Source organism: Kitasatospora sp. NPDC001664, from assembly GCF_053596675.1.
Map to the genome: position 1 here is coordinate 1 of NZ_JBSFGS010000015.1, position 19,376 is coordinate 19,376.

The following is a 19,376-nucleotide window of genomic DNA, read 5'->3' on the forward strand; positions in this document are numbered from 1 at the left end:
GTGGACTGGGACGCCTCGGCGGCGGAGAAGGGGGGCTACGACTACTTCATGCTGAAGGAGATCGCCGAGCAGCCGAAGGCGGTGGCGGACACCCTGCTCGGGCGGATCGGCACCGACGGGCAGCTGACGCTCGATGAGCTGCGGTTGGACGACGCGGACTTGCGGGCGGTGGAGAAGGTGGTGATCGTCGCCTGCGGCACGGCGTACCACGCGGGGGCGATCGCCAAGTACGCGATCGAGCACTGGACGCGGGTGCCGTGCGAGGTGGAGGTCGCGAGCGAGTTCCGCTACCGGGACCCGATCCTGGACGAGCGGACGCTGGTGATCGCGATCTCGCAGTCCGGGGAGACGATGGACACCCTGATGGCCTTGCGGCACGCGCGCGAGCAGGGCGCGAAGGTGCTGGCGATCTGCAACACCAACGGCTCCACCATCCCGCGCGAATCGGACGCGGTGCTCTACACCCACGCCGGGCCGGAGGTGGCGGTCGCCTCGACCAAGGCCTTCCTCACCCAGCTGGTCGCCTGCTACCTGGTGGCGCTGTACCTCGGGCAGGTGCGCGGCACCAAGTGGGGGGACGAGATCCTCGCGGTCATCGAGGAGCTGCGGGACGCGCCGAAGCAGGTCGAGCAGGTGCTGCGGACCATGGAGCCGGTGCGCGAGCTGGCCCGTTCGCTGGCGGACGCCCGGGCGGTGCTGTTCCTGGGGCGGCACGTGGGCTACCCGGTGGCGCTGGAGGGCGCGTTGAAGCTCAAGGAGCTGGCGTACATGCACGCCGAGGGCTTCGCGGCCGGCGAGCTCAAGCACGGGCCGATCGCCCTGATCGAGGAGGGCCTGCCGGTGGTCGTGGTGGCACCGTCCCCGCGCGGGCGCTCGGTGCTGCACGACAAGGTGGTCTCCAACATCCAGGAGATCCGCGCCCGCGGCGCCCGCACCATCGTGATCGCCGAGGAGGGTGACGAGGCCGTGGCCCCGTACGCGGACCACCTGATCCGCATCCCCGCCACCCCGGTCCTGCTCCAGCCCCTGGTGGCCACCGTCCCGCTCCAGGTCTTCGCCTGCGAGCTGGCCACCGCCAAGGGCCACGAGGTCGACCAGCCCCGCAACCTCGCCAAGTCCGTCACCGTCGAGTAGCCCTGACCCGGTGTCACCCCGTCGGCCCGCTCCGGCGGGGTGACACCCTTGGACGGGTCGAGAGGAGCAGAGGGTGATCGTCGGGGTCGGGATCGACGTGGCGGAGATCGCGCGGTTCGGGGCGGCGTTGGAGCGGACGCCCGGGATGGCGGAGCGGCTGTTCACGGAGGGGGAGCTGGTGCTGCCGAGCGGGGCGCGGCGGGGGGTGGCCTCGCTGGCGGCGCGGTTCGCGGCGAAGGAGGCGCTGGCCAAGGCGCTGGGGGCGCCGGGCGGGCTGCGGTGGACGGACGCCGAGGTGTCGACGGAGGCCTCGGGGCGGCCGGTGCTGACGGTGCGCGGGACGGTGGCGGCGCGGGCGGCGGAGCTCGGGGTGCGCTCGTGGCACGTGTCGCTGAGCCACGACGCGGGCGTAGCGTCGGCGGTGGTCATCGCCGAGGGGTAGCAGGAGGACGCATGCGCAGCGCTCACACGGTCGGTCAGGTCCGGGCGGCGGAGGCGGAGCTGATGGCCCGTCTGCCGGAGGGGACGCTGATGCAGCGGGCCGCGTACGGCCTGGCGGCGGTCTGCGCCCGGCTGCTGGGGCGGGTGTACGGGGCGCGGGTGCTGGTGCTCGCGGGCAGCGGGGACAACGGCGGGGACGCGCTGTACGCGGGGGCGCTGCTGGCCCGGCGCGGCGCCTCGGTGCGGGCACTGCTGCTGAGCCCCGAGCGGGTGCACGCGGGCGGGCTGGCCGCGCTGCGGTCGGCCGGCGGCCGGGTGACGGCGGATCAGGGGGAGTACGCCACCGCGGACCTGGTGCTGGACGGGATCGTCGGCATCGGCGGACGCGGCGGGCTGCGCCCGGGGGCGGCCTGGCTGGCCGGTGCCGAGCGGCGCGGGACGCTGGTCGCGGTGGACGTACCGAGCGGGGTGGACGCGGACACCGGGGAGGTGCCGGGGGCGGCCCTGCGGGCGGATGTGACGGTCTGCTTCGGCACGTACAAGCCGGGCCTGCTGATCGACCCGGGCGCCTCGTACGCCGGGGTGGTGCACCTGGTGGAGATCGGCCTGGACCTGCCGCAGGCTCAGGTGACGGCGCTTCAGGAGGCGGACGTGGCGGCGCTGCTGCCGGTGCCCGGGGCGGAGAGCGACAAGTACCGGCGGGGCGTGGTCGGGGTGGCCGCCGGGTCGGAGCAGTATCCGGGGGCGGCCGTGCTGGCGGTGGCGGGGGCGCTGCGCGGCGGGGCCGGTGCGGTGCGGTACGCCGGCTCGGCGGCGGCCGAGGTGGTGCGGCGCTTCCCGGAGGTGCTGGTGTCCGAGGGGACGCTGGCCGCGGCCGGGCGGGTGCAGGCCTGGGTGGTCGGGCCCGGCGGCGGCGCGGGGGCGGGGGAGCGACTGGACCAGGCCCTGGCGGGCACCGTGCCGGTGGTGGTCGACGCGGACGGCCTCACCGAGCTGGCCCGGCGCGGCCCGCAGGACGGTCCGCCGCTGGTGCTCACCCCGCACACCGGGGAGGCGGCCCGGCTGCTGACGGAGGGTGGGGAGCCGCCCGCCGCCGCGGACCTGGCGGCCACCCGGCTGCGCACCGCCCGGCGGCTGGCGGAGCGGTACGGCGCGGTGGTTCTGCTGAAGGGCTCGACGACGGTGGTCGCCACCCCGGACGGCCGAGCCCGGGTCAACCCCACCGGCACCTCCTGGCTCGCCACGGCAGGCAGCGGCGACGTCCTGGCCGGCCTGCTCGGCTCCCTCATGGCGGCCGGCCTGAGCCCCTTCGACGCGGCCTCGGTCGCGGCGTACCGGCACGGACTGGCCGGAAGGAGGGCCGCCGCGCAGGGGACTCCGATCACGGCCACCGAGATCGCCGCGCATCTGGCTTCGGGGGCCTAGGTCATGCCCCGGGGGGCGCGAGGCTCTGCTGATGTGCGGCTCCGCCGCGGGGCGCGATTCGGAGGTACAGACCTCTGGATCGGGGCACATGAGCCAGTTGCACGCGGAACCGAACGTTCCACCCGCCGCGTCGCAGAGGCGTATGCGCGGGGGCGCCGGGGCGGGATGGGAGACTGGTACGCGATGACGACTGCGAACACGACCGGGACGGCCCTGCTCACCGACGGGGTCCGCGCCGAGGCGACCATCGACCTGGCCGCCCTGCGCGGGAACCTCGACGCCCTGCGCGCCCGCACCAACGGCCCCGAGCTGATGGCCGTGGTCAAGGCGGACGCCTACGGCCACGGTGCGGTGCGCTGCGCCCGCGAGGCGGTCGCGGCCGGCACCCGCTGGCTGGGCACCGCCACCCCGGAGGAGGCGCTGGCGCTGCGCGCGGCCGGGATCTCGGCGGCCGAGGCCCGCATCCTGTGCTGGCTGTGGATCCCGGGCGGCCCGTGGGCCGAGGCGCTCCGGGCCGACATCGACATCTCGGTGAGCGGCCAGTGGGCGCTGGACGAGCTGCTGGCCGCCGTCCGCGAGACCGGCGTCCAGGCCCGGGTGCACCTGAAGGCCGACACGGGCCTGGGCCGCAACGGCTGCCAGCCGCACGACTGGCCGGACCTGGTGGCCGCCGCCCGCCGCGCCGAGGCCGAGGGGATGCTGAACGTCGTCGGGATCTGGTCGCACTTCGCGGCGGCCGACGAGCCCGGCCACCCCTCGATCCGGCTCCAGCAGGACGCCTTCGCCCTGGCGCTGGCGCACGCCGAGCGGGCCGGGCTGCGCCCGGAGGTGCGGCACCTGGCCAACTCCCCGGCCACCCTGCTGCTGCCCGCGTCGCACTACGACCTGGTCCGGCCGGGCCTGGCGGTGTACGGGCTCTCCCCGGTGCCCGAGGTCGGCGCCCCGGCGGACTTCGGCCTGCGGCCGGTGATGGCGCTGACCGCGCGCCTGGCCCTGGTGAAGGAGGTGCCGGGCGGACACGGCGTCAGCTACGGCCACCACTACACCACTCCGGGCCCGTCCACCCTGGGCCTGGTGCCGGTCGGCTACGCGGACGGCATCCCCCGGCACGCCAGCGGCACCGGCCCGGTGCAGGTCGGCGGCAAGTGGTACACGGTGGCCGGCCGGGTGGCGATGGACCAGTTCGTGATCGACCTCGGCGGCGACCACGCCCGGGTCGGCGACGAGGTGCTGCTGTTCGGCAACGGCGAGCACGGCGAGCCGACCGCCGAGGACTGGGGCCGGGCCTGCGGCACCCTCTCGTACGAGATCATCACCCGGATCGGCGCCCGCGTCCCGCGCCGCTACCTGGGGGCGTCGGAGTGACCGAGGCCAAGGGGGTCGGCCGGACGGCGGGACTGATCGGCATCTCGGTCGGCCTGCTGGCCGCCGGTGCGGCCGCCGGCGTCGCGGTCGAGCGGCTCACCGTCGGCCGGGCCACTCGGCGCCGGGCCCGCGAGGAGCTGGACGCCGCCGCCCCGTACGGCTCGCTGCGCGGGCGGTCGGTGCCGGTGACGGCGTCCGACGGCACCGTCCTGCACGTCGAGGTGGACGGCGACGAGAGCGCCCCGCTGACCGTGGTGTTCAGCCACGGCTACTGCCTGAGCCAGGACAGCTGGCACTTCCAGCGGGCCGCGCTGCGCGACTCGGCCCGGCTGGTCCTCTGGGACCAGCGCAGCCACGGCCGCTCCGAGCGCTCCCGCACCTACCTGGCCGGCGAGCCCGCGAGCATCGACCAGCTGGGTGAGGACCTGAAGGCGGTGCTGGACGCCGTCGTGCCCGAGGGCCCGGTGGTGCTGGTCGGGCACTCGATGGGCGGCATGACGGTGATGGCGCTGGCCGACCGGCACCCGGAACTGTTCGGGCCCCGGGTGGTGGGCGTCGCCCTGGTCGGCACGCTCGCCAGCGGCTGGGACGAGGTGACCCTCGGACTGCCCGCCTTCGGCTCCAAGCTGGTCAAGCGGATGGCGCCCGGCGTGGTGAAGCTGCTGGGCCGTCAGGCCGCGCTGGTGGAGGCCACCCGGCGGGCCGGCTCGGACCTGACCGCCGTGTTCTACCGGCGGTACTCCTTCGGCACCAAGGACGTGGACCCGGGCGTGGTCCGGTTCGCCGAACAGCTGCTGGAGGCCACCCACTTCGACGTGGTCGCCGAGTTCTACCCGGCCTTCAGCGGCATGGACAAGGTGGCCGCGCTGCGGGCGATGGCCGCACTGCCCGTCCTGGTGCTGGCCGGGACGAAGGACCTGCTCACCCCGCCCGAGTACAGCGAGGCCATCGCGGCCGAACTGCCCGGCTGCGAGCTGGTCCTGGTGCCGGAGGCCGGGCACCTGGTGATGCTGGAGCGGCCCGACCTGGTGAACCGTCAGCTGGCGGACCTGCTGGCCGCCGTAGGAGAGAAGGAGTGACCTCGGTGATCACGGTGGACACGCCGGAGCGGATGAACCGCCTCGGCAAGGCGCTGGCCGGCTTGCTGCGCCCCGGCGACCTGGTGATGCTCTCGGGCGAGCTCGGTGCGGGCAAGACCACCCTCACCCGCGGCCTGGGCGAGGGCCTCGACGTGCGCGGTGCGGTCACCTCGCCGACCTTCGTGATCGCCCGGGTGCACCCGCCGCTGGGCACCGGCCCGGCCCTGGTGCACGTGGACGCCTATCGGCTCGGCGGCGGCCTGGACGAGATGGAGGACCTCGACCTCGACGTCTCGCTGCCCGAGTCGGTGGTGGTGGTCGAGTGGGGTGAGGGCAAGGTCGAGCAGTTGACGGACGACCGGCTGGAGGTCCGGATCGAACGGGCGATCGGCGCGGACGCGGTGGACGACTCCGACCCGCGGCAGGTCCGGCTCACCGGGATCGGCGAGCGCTGGGCCGGGGTGGACCTGACGGCGCTGGCCGAGGTCTGACGCCTCGTGTTTGCCGACGGGCTGTCGGCAAGCGGTTGTGGGCGGGTGCGCCGGTGTGGTGGGATGACCCTGGCAGTTAGGTGTGCCTAACCAGGGAGACACATCATGACGAGCACCACGCCCACCGCTCCCCAGTCGCCCAGCCCGATGCGGGCCCTGCTCGCCGCCTGCGCGGCCGCGAAGGCGGTCTCCACACCGCCCCCGCCGCAGCCGGTCGAGCGCTGAGGCTCCGTCAGGGGATGACCACGACCTTCGTCCCGTTCGGGGCGAAGTCCCACAGGCTCTGGCCGTCCGTCCGGCTCGAACGGATGCCGCCGGTCTTGGTCTTCGGATCGGCCGACGGCGCCGCCGCGGCGGCGTCCATGGCCGCGCTGAAGCCGAACACCACGCCGTTCTGCTGGGCGAAGCGCACCACGTGCTCGATCTGGGCGCCGTCGGTGCCGGTGCCGGCCGGGGTCCGGCTGTAGACCGAGTAACTGCCCGGAGCCGGCTCGGCCGTGCCGGGAGTGACGGTGAAGGCCGTCTGCACGGGGGTCGGCTTCTTCGGGTCGACCAGCCAGACCCAGTGGGTGCCGGCCGAGTAGACGACCCGGCGGCCGGTGCCCGAACTCGCGGGCAGGGCCGGGGCCGTGACGGTCGGTGAGGCGGACGGGCTCGGCGCGGCCGAACTCACCGGAGCGGACGGCTTCGCCACCGGCGTCCGGGAGGCCGCCCCGTTCGCCTGGAACGCCAGCAGCCCGACGGCCGCCAACGCCGCCACGGTCAGACCGGCTACCACCACTCCAGGACGCGACACGTCGGCTCCCGCCATTCGTAGGACATCGGGCTACCCGGCCATCGTGCCAGCTCCCGCGGAGCATCACCGGCAGGCGGGAGCCCAGCCGTCGGGTTTCAGGGGCGCGAGGAACTGCGCGAAGCGGAGGGAGCGGGCCGCTTGCCGGGTACAGGCGCTCACGTGCACGTGGCTGTCCGCGCCCGGCAGACGGGTCGGTGTCTTCCGATTCGCGCTCACGCGGCGGAGCCGCACATCAGCAGAGCCTCGCGCCCCCGGGGTGACCAATTCCGGCGAGCGCCCACCCGGCGGAGCCCCGCGCCCCTGAAGAGCCGATGGCCGGGTGCCTGCGGAAGAGGCCGTAATCTTGGGGGCGTGCTGCTGCTTGCCTTCGACACCGCGACCCCTGCCGTCACCGCCGCCGTCCACGACGGGGAGCGGATCCTCGCCGAGGCCCACCAGGTGGACGCCCGCCGGCACGGGGAGCTGCTGCTCCCGTCGATCGACCGGGTGCTGCGCGACGCCGGGGTGGACAAGCACGCGCTGACCGCCATCGCCGTCGGCGTCGGCCCGGGCCCGTACACCGGCCTGCGGGTCGGCCTGGTCACCGCCGCGACGCTCGGTCACGCGCTGGGCCTGCCGGTCCACGGCGTCTGCACGCTCGACGCGATCGCGCACCAGGCCGAGAACGACGGCGCCCCGTTCACGGTGGCGACCGACGCCCGCCGCAAGGAGGTCTACTGGGCCTCGTACGACGGCGACAGGCGCCGCACCGAGGGCCCGGACGTCAGCCGCCCGGCGGATCTGACGCCGCACCAGGTGTCGTTCGGCGCCGGTGCGCTGCTGTACCCCGAGACCTTCCCGGCCGCCGCCGCGCCCGAGCACGTCTCGGCGGGTGCGCTGGCCGACTTCGCCGTCAAGGAGCTGGCGGCCGGCCGCGAGCTGCTGCCGAACGTGCCGCTGTACCTGCGCCGCCCGGACGCCCAGGTCCCCGCGGGCTACAAGGCGGTGCTCCCGGCATGAGCGTGCGGCTGCGGCCGATGCGCTGGTGGGACATCGAGCCGGTGATCGCGCTGGAGCAGGAGCTCTTCCCGGAGGACGCCTGGTCGCGCGGCATGTTCTGGTCCGAGCTGGCCGACACCGGCCCGGAGGGCACCCGGCACTACACGGTGGCGGAGCTCGACGGCGCGCTGGTGGGCTACGCCGGGCTGATGGCGATCGGCGTCGAGGGCGACGTGCAGACCATCGCGGTGGCCCCGGGCCACCAGGGCGCCGGGCTGGGCGCCCGGCTGCTCACCGACCTGATCGACGAGTCGGCCCGCCGGGGCTGCACCGAGCTGCTGCTGGAGGTGCGGGTGGACAACCTCGGCGCCCAGCGGCTGTACGAGCGGCACGGCTTCGAACCCGTCGGCATCCGGCGCGGCTACTACCAGCCCGCCAACGTGGACGCGCTGGTGATGCGCCTCGACGACCCGGGTCTGGACGACCCGCGCCTCGACAACCCGAAAGAGCGGCAGCATGGCTGACGAACCGTTGGTCCTCGGCATCGAGACCTCCTGCGACGAGACCGGCGTCGGCATCGTCCGGGGCACCACCCTGCTGGCCGACGCGGTCGCCTCCAGCGTCAACGACCACGCCCGCTTCGGCGGCGTGGTGCCGGAGATCGCCAGCCGGGCGCACCTGGAGGCGATGGTCCCGACCATCCAGCGCGCGCTGGACACCGCCGGGATCAAGGGCACCGACCTGGACGGCATCGCCGTCACCGCCGGGCCCGGCCTGGCCGGTGCGCTGCTGGTCGGCGTCTCCGCGGCGAAGGCCTTCGCCTGGGCGTTGGACAAGCCGCTGTACGGGGTGAACCACCTGGCCTCGCACATCTGCGTGGACCAGCTGGAGCACGGCCGGCTGCCGCAGCCCACCATGGCGCTGCTGGTCTCCGGCGGGCACTCCTCGCTGCTGCTCAGCGAGGACATCACCACCGACGTCCGCCCGCTGGGCGCGACCATCGACGACGCGGCCGGCGAGGCCTTCGACAAGGTGGCCCGGGTGCTCGGCCTGGGCTTCCCCGGCGGCCCGGTGGTGGACCGGATGGCCCGCGAGGGGGACCCGAAGGCGATCAACTTCCCGCGCGGGCTGAGCGGCCCGAAGGACCCGGAGTTCGACTTCTCCTTCTCCGGCCTGAAGACCGCGGTGGCCCGCTGGGTGGAGGCCAAGCGCCGGGCCGGCGAGGAGGTGCCGGTGGCCGACGTGGCCGCGTCCTTCCAGGAGGCGGTCACCGACGTGCTGACCCGCAAGGCCGTCAAGGCCTGCAAGGCCCAGGGCGTCGACCACCTGATGATCGGCGGCGGCGTGGCGGCCAACTCGCGGCTGCGCGAGATGGCCCAGCAGCGCTGCGACAAGGCCGGCATCGTGCTCCGGGTGCCCCGCCCGGGCCTGTGCACCGACAACGGCGCGATGGTCGCGGCGCTCGGCGCCGAGATGGTCTGGCGCAACCGCGCCCCCTCGGCCCTCGAACTCTCCGCGGACTCCTCGCTGCCCGTGACCGAGGTCTCCGTCCCGCACACCGATCTGCACGCGGCGGCGCACGAAGCGCTGCGCTGACCCCGGTAGTGTTCCTGGGAGTTCGCTGGGAGCGCACGACGACGGGGAGCACGGTGAAGAGGACGTACGGGGTGGCGGCGCTGACCCTGCTGCTGGTGGCCGGCTGCGGGAGCGGGACGACGGCGCCGTCCAGCCCCGCGCCGCCCGCTCCCAGCAGTGCCCGGCCGCAGGTGAAGGAGAGTCAGCCGGCCGCGGGCGGCAGCCCGGTGGCCTCTGCGGACGCCTGGGCCAAGTGGGGGATCAAGCCGCTGCCCGCCGCCCCGCCGGCCCCGGCCGACAAGCCGGTGAAGCTGACCGCGAGCGGCCCGGTGCCGGTCTTCTCCGAGGTGCCGACCAAGGACAAGGTCGTCTTCGTGACGATCGACGACGGGGCCGAGAAGGACCCGAAGTTCGTCGAGATGATCCGGGACCTCAAGGTGCCCATCTCGATGTTCCTGACCAAGAACATCGTCAAGGACGACTACGGCTACTTCAAGCCGCTCCAGGAGCTGGGCAACCAGATCCACAACCACACCACGGACCACGCCCAGCTGAGCAAGGTCTCGCCGGAGAAGCAGAAGTCCGAGGTCTGCGACGCCCAGGCCGCGCTCACCCAGCAGTACGGCAAGGCCCCGCTGCTGTTCCGCCCGCCGTACGGGGACGGCGCGCACACCCCGCAGCTCAACTCCTCGGTGCAGCAGTGCGGGCCGCGCGCCGTCGTGCTCTGGCGCGAGTCGATGCAGATCCACGACATGCAGTACCAGGCCGCCGACAAGAAGCTGAAGCCCGGCGACATCGTGCTGGCGCACTTCCGCGGCCCGAAGGACCTCAAGGGCGAGACGATGACCGAGATGTTCGCCGAGATGCTGCGCCGGATCCAGGAGCAGGGCTTCGCGGTGGCCCGGCTGGAGGACTACATCGCGGCCCCGGCGGGCTGACCGAGCATCATGAGCGGGCCGTGGTCGGTCCGGGCGAGGATGACCGTCAGCTCGTTCGGGCCGCTGGGCCTGAGCTGCTTGCGGAGCTCCTCGGGGGTGACGGAGACGCCGCGCTTCTTGATGACCACGGTGCCGACCCGGCGCTCCTTCAGCAGGGCCTTGAGCTTCTTGACGTTGTAGGGCAGCACGTCGGTGAGCTCGTACGCGTGGGCGTAGGGGGTGCGGACCAGCCGGTCGGAGGTGACGTACGCGATCCTGGGGTCGATCAGCCGGCCCCCGACCTGCTCGGCGACCTCGGCCACCTGGTGGGCGCGGATCACCGCGCCGTCCGGCTCGTAGAGGTAGCGGCCGACCGGACCCGCCTCCGGGTCCGGGAGGTGACCGCCCGTCAGCGAGTGCGGTCCGGGGAGGAGGGTGGCCCGGTGCGGGGCGGTGGCGCCGGTGCCGAACCAGAGGACGGCCTCCTTGACCTCGCCGTGGTCCGAGACCCACTCCGCCTCGGCGCCCTCCGGCACCAGCTCGTGCGGGATGCCCGGGGCCACCTTGAGGGCCCCGTACGGGGTGCGGCGGGCCGCCTCGACCGCCCAGGACAGCGGCGGCGAGTACGCCTCCGGGTCGAACACCCGGCCCCGGGCGGTCCGGCGGGCCGGATCGGTGAAGACCGCGTCGTAGCCGGCGACGTCCACCTCGGTGACGTCGGCCTCGCGGACCTTGACGAGGTCGGTGAGGCCGAGGGCGGCGGCGTTGGCGGTGGCGACGGCGCAGGTCAGCGGGTCGCGGTCGACGGCGAGCACGTGCACCCCGGCCCGGGCGAGGGCGATCGCGTCGCCGCCGATCCCGCAGCAGAGGTCCGCGAGGCGGCGCACGCCGAGGGCCGCGAAGCGGCCGGCGCGCCACTCGGCGACGCTGCGGCGGGTGGCCTGTTCGACTCCGTTGGGGGTGAAGTACATGGCGTCGGCGTCGGTGCCGAACTTCGCGCGGGCGCGCTGGCGCAGGTGCGCCTGGCCGATCGCGGCGGTCACCAGCTCGGCCGGGTGCTCCTTGCGCAGCCGGGTGGCCAGCGCCAGCTCCTCGCCGGGCTTGAACTCCCGCAACTCGGCGAGCAGGGCCTGGCCCTGATCGGTCAACAGGGCCTTGAACGCGTCGATCTCCACGGGGGCCATTCTCGCCGCTCCCGCGGGGTGGGCACGCCTGCGGCGGCGGGGGAAGTGGTCACACCAGGGGCGCGGGGAACTGCGCGAAGCGGAGGATGCGCGCCGGTGGCCGGGTGCGGGCGCTCACTTGCAGGTGGTTGTCCGTACCCGGCGATCGGGTGGGTGCCTTCCGCTTCGCGCAGTTCCCCGCGCCCCTGACGGCCCTCCGGGCCGCCGAGGGACGCGGGCCGCCACGCGCGGCGTTGGCACTCTGGTTGACTGAGTGCTAACCGCAGCCTATGGTCGTTCCTGGCACTCCCCACCGGGTGAGTGCTAACGCGATGGAGCGTGTCCGACCCCCGCGACGGCGGGCGCGTGCACATCGCCACCTACCTGTAGAACAACCCCGTAATCTCCGAAGGGGAGCTCGGACGTGACCGCCAGCAGCAAGGTTGCCATCAAGCCGCTCGAGGACCGCATCGTGGTCCAGCCGCTCGACGCCGAGACCACCACGGCCTCCGGCCTGGTTATCCCGGACACCGCCAAGGAGAAGCCCCAGGAGGGCGTCGTCCTGGCCGTCGGCCCGGGTCGCTTCGAGGATGGCCAGCGTCTTCCGCTCGATGTCGCGGTCGGCGACATCGTTCTGTACTCCAAGTACGGCGGCACCGAGGTGAAGTACCAGGGCGAGGAGTACCTCGTCCTCTCGGCCCGCGACGTTCTCGCCATCATCGAGAAGTAAGTCGTTCCAGCCCGCCCCGGTCACGTGTCGTCAGACAGCGGCCGGGGCGCGGTTGTTGGCTCCCGCAGTCAGTAGATCCCCAGAGGAAACGGAACCATGGCGAAGATCCTGCAGTTCGACGAGGACGCCCGCCGCTCGCTCGAGCGCGGTGTCAACAAGCTGGCCGACACGGTGAAGGTGACCATCGGCCCCAAGGGCCGCAACGTCGTCATCGACAAGAAGTTCGGCGCGCCGACCATCACCAACGACGGCGTCACCATCGCCCGTGAGGTCGAGCTGGACGACCCGTACGAGAACCTCGGCGCCCAGCTGGTCAAGGAGGTGGCCACCAAGACCAACGACGTCGCGGGTGACGGCACCACCACCGCCACCGTGCTGGCCCAGGCCCTGGTCAACGAGGGTCTGCGCAACGTCGCCGCCGGCGCCGGCCCGGCCGCCCTGAAGAAGGGCATCGACAAGGCCGTCGCCGCCGTCTCCGAGCACCTGCTCTCCATCGCCCGCGAGATCGAGGGCAAGGAGGACGTGGCCGCCGTCGCGTCCCTGTCCGCCCAGGACCAGCAGGTCGGCGACCTGATCGCCGAGGCGATCGACAAGGTCGGCAAGGACGGCGTCATCACCGTCGAGGAGTCGAACACCTTCGGCGTGGAGCTGGACTTCACCGAGGGCATGCAGTTCGACAAGGGCTACCTGTCGCCGTACTTCGTCACCGACGCGGAGCGTCAGGAGGCGGTCCTCGAGGACCCGTACATCCTGATCAACCAGGGCAAGATCTCCTCCATCCAGGAGCTGCTCCCGCTGCTGGAGAAGATCCTGCAGGGCGGTGCCTCCAAGCCGCTGCTGATCATCGCCGAGGACGTGGACGGCGAGGCGCTCTCCACCCTGGTCGTCAACAAGATCCGCGGCACCTTCAACGCCGTCGCGGTGAAGGCCCCCGGCTTCGGCGACCGCCGCAAGGCGATCCTCGGCGACCTGGCCACCCTGACCGGTGCCACCGTCATCTCCGAGGAGGTCGGCCTCAAGCTCGACCAGGCCGGTCTGGACGTGCTGGGCACCGCCCGCCGCGTCACCATCACCAAGGACGACACCACGGTCGTCGACGGCGCCGGTGACTCGGACGCCGTCGCGGGCCGCGTCGCCCAGATCAAGGCCGAGATCGCCAACACCGACTCGGACTGGGACCGCGAGAAGCTGCAGGAGCGCCTGGCCAAGCTGGCCGGCGGCGTCTGCGTGATCAAGGTCGGCGCCGCCACCGAGGTCGAGCTCAAGGAGCGCAAGCACCGTCTGGAGGACGCCATCTCCGCGACCCGCGCCGCGGTCGAGGAGGGCATCGTCGCCGGTGGTGGCGCCTCGCTGGTGCACGCCGCCAAGGTCCTGGAGGACGGCCTCGGCCTCTCCGGCGACGAGGCGACCGGTGTCGCCGTCGTCCGCAAGGCGCTCGCCGAGCCGCTGCGCTGGATCGCCCAGAACGCCGGCCTCGAGGGCTACGTCATCACCTCGAAGGTCGCCGAGCTGGAGGCCGGCCAGGGCTACAACGCCGCCACCGGCGAGTACGGCGACCTGGTGAAGGCCGGCGTCATCGACCCGGTCAAGGTCACCCGCTCCGCCCTGGAGAACGCCGCCTCCATCGCCTCGCTGCTCCTCACCACCGAGACCCTCGTGGTGGAGAAGCCGGCCGACGAGGAGCCGGCCGGCCACAGCCACGGCGGCCACGGCCACTCCCACTGACGCACCGTCAGCCCGACCGGAGGCCCGGTTCCCCTGCGGGGGAGCCGGGCCTCCGGCGTGTGGAGAACCTTCGGGAGGTGGTCATGCCAGGGGCGCGAGGAACTGCGCGCGGGGGTACGGCAGCGCGTGCAACTGGCTGACGTGCCCCGATCCCACACTGGTCCGCCTTCCGCTTCGCGCAGTTCCCCGCGCCCCCGAAGGCGTAGCCACCTTCGCTGAGCCCTGGCGAGTTGGGCGTTTGCCCAAAGGATCGCTTATAACGGAGTCATGATCGAGGCCCGCCACCTGCGCGTCCTGCGCGCCGTCGCCCGCACCGGTTCGTTCTCCGCCGCCGCCCGGGAGCTCGGCTGTACCCAGCCGGCCGTCAGCCAGCAGATGAAGGCGCTGGAGAAGTCGGTGGACACCCCGTTGGTGGTGCGCTCCGGCAAGGGGATGCAGCTGAGCGAGGCCGGCCAGGTGCTGCTGAAGCACGCGAACGGGATCCTCTCGGGCCTGTCGGCCGCCGAGGAGGAGGTCGCCGCGATCGCCGGGCTGCGGGCCGGGCGGGTGCGGCTGGTGTCGTTCCCGACCGCGAGTTCCACCCTGGTGCCGCCCGCCGTCGCCCGTCTGCGGGGCGCCCGTCCGGGGGTGCGCGTGTCGTTGGTGGAGGCGGAGCCGCCGGAGTCGCTGGCGATGCTGCGCGGGGGCGAGTGCGAGGTGGCGCTGGCGTTCCGGTACCCGGACTCGCAGGGGGTGACCACGGTGCCGGCGCCGCACGTGACGGCGCGTCAGGCGCGGGCCGAGGCGACCCTGGAGGCGGCCGCCAGCCAGGCGGCGAGCGACTGGTCGGACCTGGTGGTGCGGCCGCTGCTGGACGACCCGCTGGTGGGCCTGCTCCCGGCCGGGCACCCGCTGGCGGACCGGGACGAGAGCAGGCCGGTGGAGCTGGTGGAGCTGGCGGGGGAGCAGTGGATCGCCGGCTGCCCGCAGTGCCGGGGGCACCTGGTGGGGCTCTGTGCGGACGCGGGCTTCGAGCCGCTGATCGACTTCGCCACCGACGACTACCCGGCGGTGGTCGGTCTGGTGGCGGCCGGGCTCGGGGTCGCGGTGCTGCCGGGGCTGGCGCTGGAGGCGGCCCGGCACGAGGGCGTCGCGGCGGTGCCGGTGCGGGCCGCCTCGGGAGCCCCGGCGGTGCGTCAGGTGGTCGCGCTGACGCTGCCGGACCTGGCCGGGGTGCCGGCCGTCGCGCTCATGCTGGACCAGCTGGCCGGGGCGGCCGCCGCGCGCTGAAGGCGTGGTGCCGTGGAGGACCCGGGCGGAAAAACGTTTCTGCGGTTACGGCGAAGGAGTGACGCGCCGTCAGCGCCTGATGGTGGCGGGCATGGTGAGCGGCACCTCGACCAGCCGGTTCCGCGAACGACCCATCAGTTCCTCGCGCTCGTCCTCGGTCAGGCCGCCCCAGACGCCGTAGGGCTCGCGGACCGCCATCGCGTGCGCCGCGCACTGGGCCCGTACCGGGCAGCGCATGCAGACCTCCTTGGCGCTGGCCTCGCGCGAGCTGCGGGCCGCTCCGCGCTCGCCCTCCGGGTGGAAGAAGAGCGAGCTGTCCACGCCGCGGCAGGCGGCGGAGAGCTGCCAGTCCCAGAGGTCCGCGTTCGGGCCGGGGAGGCGGGAGAAGTCGGCCATGGCACTTGTTCCCTTCATGGACTGCTGGCGAGGGTCTCGGTCCGTCCGGCGAGCTTGCTCTGAGCCGATATGGACACCTGGAAATATGACTTACGGCAACCACTGGGACAAGTCACTCACAGCGGTGCACAACAGTCAATGACCCCACAGAAGCTATAAAAACGGACAAATGGGGGCATGAGGTTTGGCGTGTGTCGGCGTGCCGATCGGGTGGCTCCGGGCGCGCGGAGGGTCGTTCGTCGGCGCCGGTGGTGCGCGGCAAGCGCGTGAGCAGCACGAAAGTGCGGCGTGTGCACCGCGATGCGGCTGATCGGTAACGGGTCGGCCACGTACAGTGGTGGAGATGGCCCTGAAGGCCGTAACTCATTCGAGTGACGGTCGTTGGAAGTGCGGAGGCGGTTAGCGGGCGCTGGGCGCCGGGAACGATCGCGGGAGACCGCGAGCGACCGGAGTCCCTCGCCATTCGGCCGTGTCGGAGAGATTCGTACCAGCCAGGAGGCTCAACGTGACGCGGATCAGCTGCGGAGGACGACGGTCATGACATCCGTACTCGTCTGCGACGATTCCCCGCTCGCCCGGGAGGCGCTTCGCCGCGCGGTGGCGACGGTGCCCGGGGTGGACCGGGTGACCACGGCGACGAACGGTGAGGAGGTCCTCCGCCGCTGGGTGGCCGACCGCTCCGATCTCGTCCTGATGGATGTCCGGATGCCCGGCCTGGGCGGGGTGGAGACGGTCCGCCGACTGCTCTCGGCCGACCCGGGCGCGCGCATCATCATGCTCACCGTGGCCGAGGACCTGGACGGGGTCGCGCTCGCGGTCGCCGCCGGGGCCCGCGGCTACCTGCACAAGGACGCCTCGCGCGCCGAGCTGCGGGCCACCGTCACCCAGGCGCTGGCCGACCCGACCTGGCGGCTGGCCCCGCGTCGGCTGCGCAGCCCGGACATGGGCGCCGCACCGACCCTGACGGCCCGTGAGATCCAGGTGCTGGAGGGCATGAGCCACGGGCGGAGCAACGCGGAGATCGGCCGCGAGCTCTTCCTCTCCGAGGACACCGTGAAGACGCACGCCAGGCGCCTGTTCAAGAAGCTCGGCGCCTCGGACCGCGCGCACGCGGTGGCGCTCGGCTTCCGCTGGGGCCTGGTCCGCTGACCGGCCCGCACCGGTCACCGCTCGCTCAGACGTATGACGTCACGGTCCCGAGGCTGCACCATGGAGCAGTGGAGCACCTCGGGGACCAGCGGGCGGAGGCGGGGGCGGTGGGGGAGACGCATAACGTTCCGATGCACAACTCCGGAGGCGGTGCCGCGTTTTCCGTGCCGACCAGGCACCATGGACCGATGCGCGACGACGACGCTCCCCCGGCCGGTGGCCCACCCGGCGCCCCGGCCGAGGCACCGGCCGTCGCGGCGTCGGCGGTCGAGCTGGGCGAACTGGTCGCCGCGGCGGTCCGCGGCGAGGGCCCGGCCATCGAGGCCCTGCTGGCGTACGTCCACCCGCTGGCGCTCCGCTACTGCCGGGGCAGGCTGCTCCGGCTTCCCGGCGGGGCCCGGCACCACGTGGACGACGTGGCCCAGGAGGTCTGCGTCGCGGTGCTCTGCGCGCTCCCCCGGTACAAGGACGAGGGGCGTCCCTTCGAGGCCTTCGTCTACGGGATCGCCGCGCACAAGGTGGCCGACCTCCAGCGGGCCGCGATGCGCGGCCCCGGGTCGACGGTGATCCCGCCGGACGACCTGCCGGAGCTGCCGGACGACGCGCTGGGCCCCGAGGAGCGGGCGCTGCTCAGCAGCGACGCGGCCTGGGCCAAGGAGTTGCTCTCCAATCTGCCGGCCCGCCAGCGCGAGCTGGTGCTGCTGCGGGTCGCCGCCGGGCTCTCGGCGGAGGAGACCGGGGAGGTGCTCGGGATGTCGCCGGGCGCCGTCCGGGTGGCGCAGCACCGGGCGCTCAGCCGGCTGCGGGCGTTGGCCGAGCTGGCCGAGGAGAGCTCGTAGCGGCTGCCGGAAGGGATTCGGCCCGGGCGGTGTTGTCAAGGGGGCGCGAGTTCGGCATACGGGTTGCCAGTACCATGGGGTATCGGCGCCTGGGCAGGTCGCCAAAGTTTCGCGGGTGTGGGCGAGGTTCCCTCGGAGGTTCCTCCAAGACCTCGGGTGTGCTTGGCGGTCCTGAGCTAGTGCCGGTTCGAGAGCAGCGTGCTCCCCCGGACCCTCAGCGGGGAGCGCGGGATCAGACGACGGCCGCCATGGAAGGTCCCCACTCATGTCCTACAACGCCGCAGGCGTACCCGAGAAGTTCGCGATGCTCGGACTCACCTACGACGACGTCCTGCTGCTGCCCGGGGCCTCCGAGGTGATGCCGAACCAGGTGGACACCTCCTCCCGCGTCTCCCGCAACGTCCGGGTGAACATCCCCCTGCTCTCCGCCGCGATGGACAAGGTCACCGAGTCCCGGATGGCGATCGCGATGGCCCGCCAGGGCGGCGTCGGCGTGCTGCACCGCAACCTCTCGGTCGAGGACCAGGTGAACCAGGTCGACCTGGTGAAGCGCTCCGAGTCCGGCATGGTCACCGACCCGATCACGGTCGGCCCGGAGACCACGCTCGCCGAGGCGGACGCGCTCTGCGCGAAGTTCCGCATCTCCGGCGTGCCGATCGCGGACGAGACGGGCAAGCTGCTCGGCATCGTCACCAACCGGGACATGGCCTTCGAGTCGGACCGCAGCCGCAAGGTCCGCGAGATCATGACCCCGATGCCGCTGATCACCGGCAAGGTCGGCATCAGCGGGACGGACGCGATGGCGCTGCTCCGCCGCCACAAGATCGAGAAGCTGCCGCTGGTCGACGACGAGGGCCGGATCAAGGGCCTGATCACGGTCAAGGACTTCGTCAAGGCCGAGCAGTACCCGAACGCCGCCAAGGACGCCGAGGGCCGGCTGCTGGTCGGCGCGGCCGTCGGCGCCTCGGCCGAGGCCTTCGACCGGGCGCAGGCGCTGGTCGGCGCGGGCGTGGACTTCCTGGTGGTCGACACCTCGCACGGGCACAGCCACAACGCGCTGTCCTGGATCTCGAAGATCAAGTCGGCGGTGGGCGTCGACGTGGTCGGCGGCAACGTCGCCACCCGGGACGGCGCCCAGGCGCTGATCGACGCGGGCGTGGACGGCGTCAAGGTCGGCGTCGGGCCGGGCTCGATCTGCACCACCCGCGTGGTGGCCGGCATCGGCGTGCCGCAGGTGACGGCGATCTACGAGGCGGCGCTGGCCTGTCAGGCGGCCGGGGTGCCGGTGATCGGTGACGGCGGCCTGCAGTACTCCGGCGACATCGGCAAGGCGCTGGCCGCCGGTGCCGACACCGTGATGCTCGGCTCGCTGCTGGCCGGCTGCGAGGAGTCGCCGGGCGAGCTGCTCTTCATCAACGGCAAGCAGTTCAAGTCGTACCGCGGCATGGGCTCGCTGGGTGCGATGCAGTCGCGCGGCCAGGCGAAGTCCTTCTCCAAGGACCGCTACTTCCAGGCCGACGTGTCCTCGGACGAGAAGCTGATCGCCGAGGGCATCGAGGGTCAGGTGCCGTACCGCGGGCCGCTCTCCGCCGTGCTGTTCCAGCTGGTCGGCGGTCTGCGGCAGACCATGGGCTACGTCGGCGCGGCCACCGTCGCCGAGATGGAGTCCAAGGGCCGCTTCGTCCGGATCACCTCGGCGGGCCTCAAGGAGAGCCACCCGCACGACATCCAGATGACCGTCGAGGCGCCGAACTACCACGGCCGCTGAGACTGACCGCTGACGCTGACGCGCGCCCAGGGGCGCGGGGAACTGCGCGCAGGGGAACGGCAGCACCGGCAACTGGCTCTCGGAGCCCGGGTTGCAGGTGGGTTGCCTTCCGACTCGCGCAGTTCCTCGCGCCCCT

At 73.2% G+C, this 19,376-nt stretch carries 19 protein-coding genes; 16 read left to right on the forward strand and 3 right to left on the reverse strand.

Features of this window, described 5'->3' with window-relative positions; all coding sequences use genetic code 11:
- From glmS to tsaE, 6 genes are all read left to right on the forward strand, one after another.
- A partial coding sequence (gene glmS / locus ACWCYY_RS21705) for a glutamine--fructose-6-phosphate transaminase (isomerizing) (RefSeq protein ID WP_449796962.1) occupies window positions 1-1,134 on the forward strand: 1,134 nt, incomplete at its 5' end.
- Between the two features lie 73 nt (window positions 1,135-1,207).
- Window positions 1,208-1,576 (forward strand): holo-ACP synthase, encoded by a 369-nt coding sequence (locus ACWCYY_RS21710; protein WP_345286185.1) that lies wholly within the window; start codon window positions 1,208-1,210, stop codon window positions 1,574-1,576.
- 11 nt (window positions 1,577-1,587) lie between these two features.
- Window positions 1,588-3,000, forward strand: coding sequence for an NAD(P)H-hydrate dehydratase (locus ACWCYY_RS21715; RefSeq protein WP_449796963.1), 1,413 nt, complete (start codon window positions 1,588-1,590; stop codon window positions 2,998-3,000).
- Between the two features lie 183 nt (window positions 3,001-3,183).
- Window positions 3,184-4,365, forward strand: coding sequence for an alanine racemase (gene alr / locus ACWCYY_RS21720; protein WP_449796964.1), 1,182 nt, complete (start codon window positions 3,184-3,186; stop codon window positions 4,363-4,365).
- Window positions 4,362-5,444, forward strand: a complete 1,083-nt coding sequence (locus ACWCYY_RS21725) for an alpha/beta fold hydrolase (RefSeq protein ID WP_345286180.1) — start codon at window positions 4,362-4,364, stop codon at window positions 5,442-5,444. Before alr ends, ACWCYY_RS21725 begins: the two co-directional genes overlap by 4 nt.
- Window positions 5,445-5,476: 32 nt before the next feature.
- Window positions 5,477-5,935, forward strand: coding sequence for a tRNA (adenosine(37)-N6)-threonylcarbamoyltransferase complex ATPase subunit type 1 TsaE (gene tsaE / locus ACWCYY_RS21730; RefSeq protein ID WP_345286351.1), 459 nt, complete (start codon window positions 5,477-5,479; stop codon window positions 5,933-5,935).
- 232 nt (window positions 5,936-6,167) lie between these two features.
- Here the strand turns inward: tsaE and ACWCYY_RS21735 are convergent, their stop codons facing one another.
- Window positions 6,168-6,731, reverse strand: coding sequence for a hypothetical protein (locus tag ACWCYY_RS21735; RefSeq protein WP_345286178.1), 564 nt, complete (start codon window positions 6,729-6,731; stop codon window positions 6,168-6,170).
- A 351-nt stretch (window positions 6,732-7,082) separates the two neighbouring features.
- Here ACWCYY_RS21735 and tsaB point away from each other — a divergent pair, with 351 nt between their 5' ends.
- The 4 genes from tsaB to ACWCYY_RS21755 are packed head-to-tail and all read left to right on the forward strand — an operon-like array spanning window position 7,083 to window position 10,222.
- Window positions 7,083-7,730 (forward strand): tRNA (adenosine(37)-N6)-threonylcarbamoyltransferase complex dimerization subunit type 1 TsaB, encoded by a 648-nt coding sequence (gene tsaB, locus ACWCYY_RS21740; RefSeq protein ID WP_345286176.1) that lies wholly within the window; start codon window positions 7,083-7,085, stop codon window positions 7,728-7,730.
- Complete coding sequence (gene rimI / locus ACWCYY_RS21745; RefSeq protein ID WP_345286174.1) at window positions 7,727-8,233, forward strand: ribosomal protein S18-alanine N-acetyltransferase; 507 nt, start codon at window positions 7,727-7,729, stop codon at window positions 8,231-8,233. The genes tsaB and rimI overlap by 4 nt, the downstream gene beginning before the upstream one ends.
- Window positions 8,226-9,305, forward strand: coding sequence for a tRNA (adenosine(37)-N6)-threonylcarbamoyltransferase complex transferase subunit TsaD (gene tsaD / locus ACWCYY_RS21750; protein WP_345286172.1), 1,080 nt, complete (start codon window positions 8,226-8,228; stop codon window positions 9,303-9,305). The genes rimI and tsaD overlap by 8 nt, the downstream gene beginning before the upstream one ends.
- A gap of 53 nt (window positions 9,306-9,358) precedes the next feature.
- Window positions 9,359-10,222, forward strand: coding sequence for a polysaccharide deacetylase family protein (locus ACWCYY_RS21755; protein ID WP_345286170.1), 864 nt, complete (start codon window positions 9,359-9,361; stop codon window positions 10,220-10,222).
- Here the strand turns inward: ACWCYY_RS21755 and ACWCYY_RS21760 are convergent.
- Complete coding sequence (locus ACWCYY_RS21760) at window positions 10,198-11,385, reverse strand: class I SAM-dependent methyltransferase (RefSeq protein ID WP_449796965.1); 1,188 nt, start codon at window positions 11,383-11,385, stop codon at window positions 10,198-10,200. The genes ACWCYY_RS21755 and ACWCYY_RS21760 overlap by 25 nt on opposite strands.
- Window positions 11,386-11,788: 403 nt before the next feature.
- Here ACWCYY_RS21760 and groES point away from each other — a divergent pair, with 403 nt between their 5' ends.
- From groES to ACWCYY_RS21775, 3 genes are all read left to right on the forward strand, one after another.
- Window positions 11,789-12,094 carry a co-chaperone GroES gene (gene groES, locus ACWCYY_RS21765; RefSeq protein WP_057231242.1) on the forward strand — a complete coding sequence of 102 codons (306 nt, stop codon included), beginning with the start codon at window positions 11,789-11,791 and terminating at the stop codon, window positions 12,092-12,094.
- A 96-nt stretch (window positions 12,095-12,190) separates the two neighbouring features.
- Window positions 12,191-13,819, forward strand: coding sequence for a chaperonin GroEL (gene groL, locus ACWCYY_RS21770; protein ID WP_345286165.1), 1,629 nt, complete (start codon window positions 12,191-12,193; stop codon window positions 13,817-13,819).
- Between the two features lie 267 nt (window positions 13,820-14,086).
- On the forward strand, window positions 14,087-15,088 hold the full coding sequence (locus ACWCYY_RS21775; protein WP_345286163.1) for a LysR family transcriptional regulator: 1,002 nt from the start codon (window positions 14,087-14,089) through the stop codon (window positions 15,086-15,088).
- 69 nt (window positions 15,089-15,157) lie between these two features.
- Here ACWCYY_RS21775 and ACWCYY_RS21780 read toward each other — a convergent pair whose 3' ends face one another.
- Window positions 15,158-15,484, reverse strand: coding sequence for a WhiB family transcriptional regulator (locus tag ACWCYY_RS21780; RefSeq protein ID WP_345286160.1), 327 nt, complete (start codon window positions 15,482-15,484; stop codon window positions 15,158-15,160).
- A gap of 537 nt (window positions 15,485-16,021) precedes the next feature.
- Here ACWCYY_RS21780 and ACWCYY_RS21785 point away from each other — a divergent pair.
- From ACWCYY_RS21785 to guaB, 3 genes are all read left to right on the forward strand, one after another.
- Window positions 16,022-16,633, forward strand: coding sequence for a response regulator transcription factor (locus ACWCYY_RS21785; RefSeq protein WP_014136228.1), 612 nt, complete (start codon window positions 16,022-16,024; stop codon window positions 16,631-16,633).
- A gap of 188 nt (window positions 16,634-16,821) precedes the next feature.
- Window positions 16,822-17,472 (forward strand): RNA polymerase sigma factor ShbA, encoded by a 651-nt coding sequence (shbA, locus tag ACWCYY_RS21790; RefSeq protein WP_345286158.1) that lies wholly within the window; start codon window positions 16,822-16,824, stop codon window positions 17,470-17,472.
- 265 nt (window positions 17,473-17,737) lie between these two features.
- Window positions 17,738-19,240, forward strand: a complete 1,503-nt coding sequence (gene guaB / locus ACWCYY_RS21795; protein ID WP_345286156.1) for an IMP dehydrogenase — start codon at window positions 17,738-17,740, stop codon at window positions 19,238-19,240.
- Window positions 19,241-19,376: the final 136 nt, after the last annotated feature.

Bases quoted from the DNA above. Each gene is read 5' to 3' on its own strand.
- ACWCYY_RS21775 (WP_345286163.1), top strand. From the start codon at position 14,087: ATGATCGAGGCCCGCCACCTGCGCGTCCTGCGCGCCGTCGCCCGCACC.
- tsaE (WP_345286351.1), top strand. From the start codon at position 5,477: ATGAACCGCCTCGGCAAGGCGCTGGCCGGCTTGCTGCGCCCCGGCGAC.
- shbA (WP_345286158.1), top strand. From the start codon at position 16,822: ATGCGCGACGACGACGCTCCCCCGGCCGGTGGCCCACCCGGCGCCCCG.
- tsaD (WP_345286172.1), top strand. From the start codon at position 8,226: ATGGCTGACGAACCGTTGGTCCTCGGCATCGAGACCTCCTGCGACGAG.
- ACWCYY_RS21780 (WP_345286160.1), bottom strand. From the start codon at position 15,484: ATGGCCGACTTCTCCCGCCTCCCCGGCCCGAACGCGGACCTCTGGGAC.
- alr (WP_449796964.1), top strand. From the start codon at position 3,184: ATGACGACTGCGAACACGACCGGGACGGCCCTGCTCACCGACGGGGTC.
- guaB (WP_345286156.1), top strand. From the start codon at position 17,738: ATGTCCTACAACGCCGCAGGCGTACCCGAGAAGTTCGCGATGCTCGGA.
- ACWCYY_RS21785 (WP_014136228.1), top strand. From the start codon at position 16,022: ATGACATCCGTACTCGTCTGCGACGATTCCCCGCTCGCCCGGGAGGCG.
- ACWCYY_RS21760 (WP_449796965.1), bottom strand. From the start codon at position 11,385: ATGGCCCCCGTGGAGATCGACGCGTTCAAGGCCCTGTTGACCGATCAG.
- ACWCYY_RS21715 (WP_449796963.1), top strand. From the start codon at position 1,588: ATGCGCAGCGCTCACACGGTCGGTCAGGTCCGGGCGGCGGAGGCGGAG.
- rimI (WP_345286174.1), top strand. From the start codon at position 7,727: ATGAGCGTGCGGCTGCGGCCGATGCGCTGGTGGGACATCGAGCCGGTG.
- groL (WP_345286165.1), top strand. From the start codon at position 12,191: ATGGCGAAGATCCTGCAGTTCGACGAGGACGCCCGCCGCTCGCTCGAG.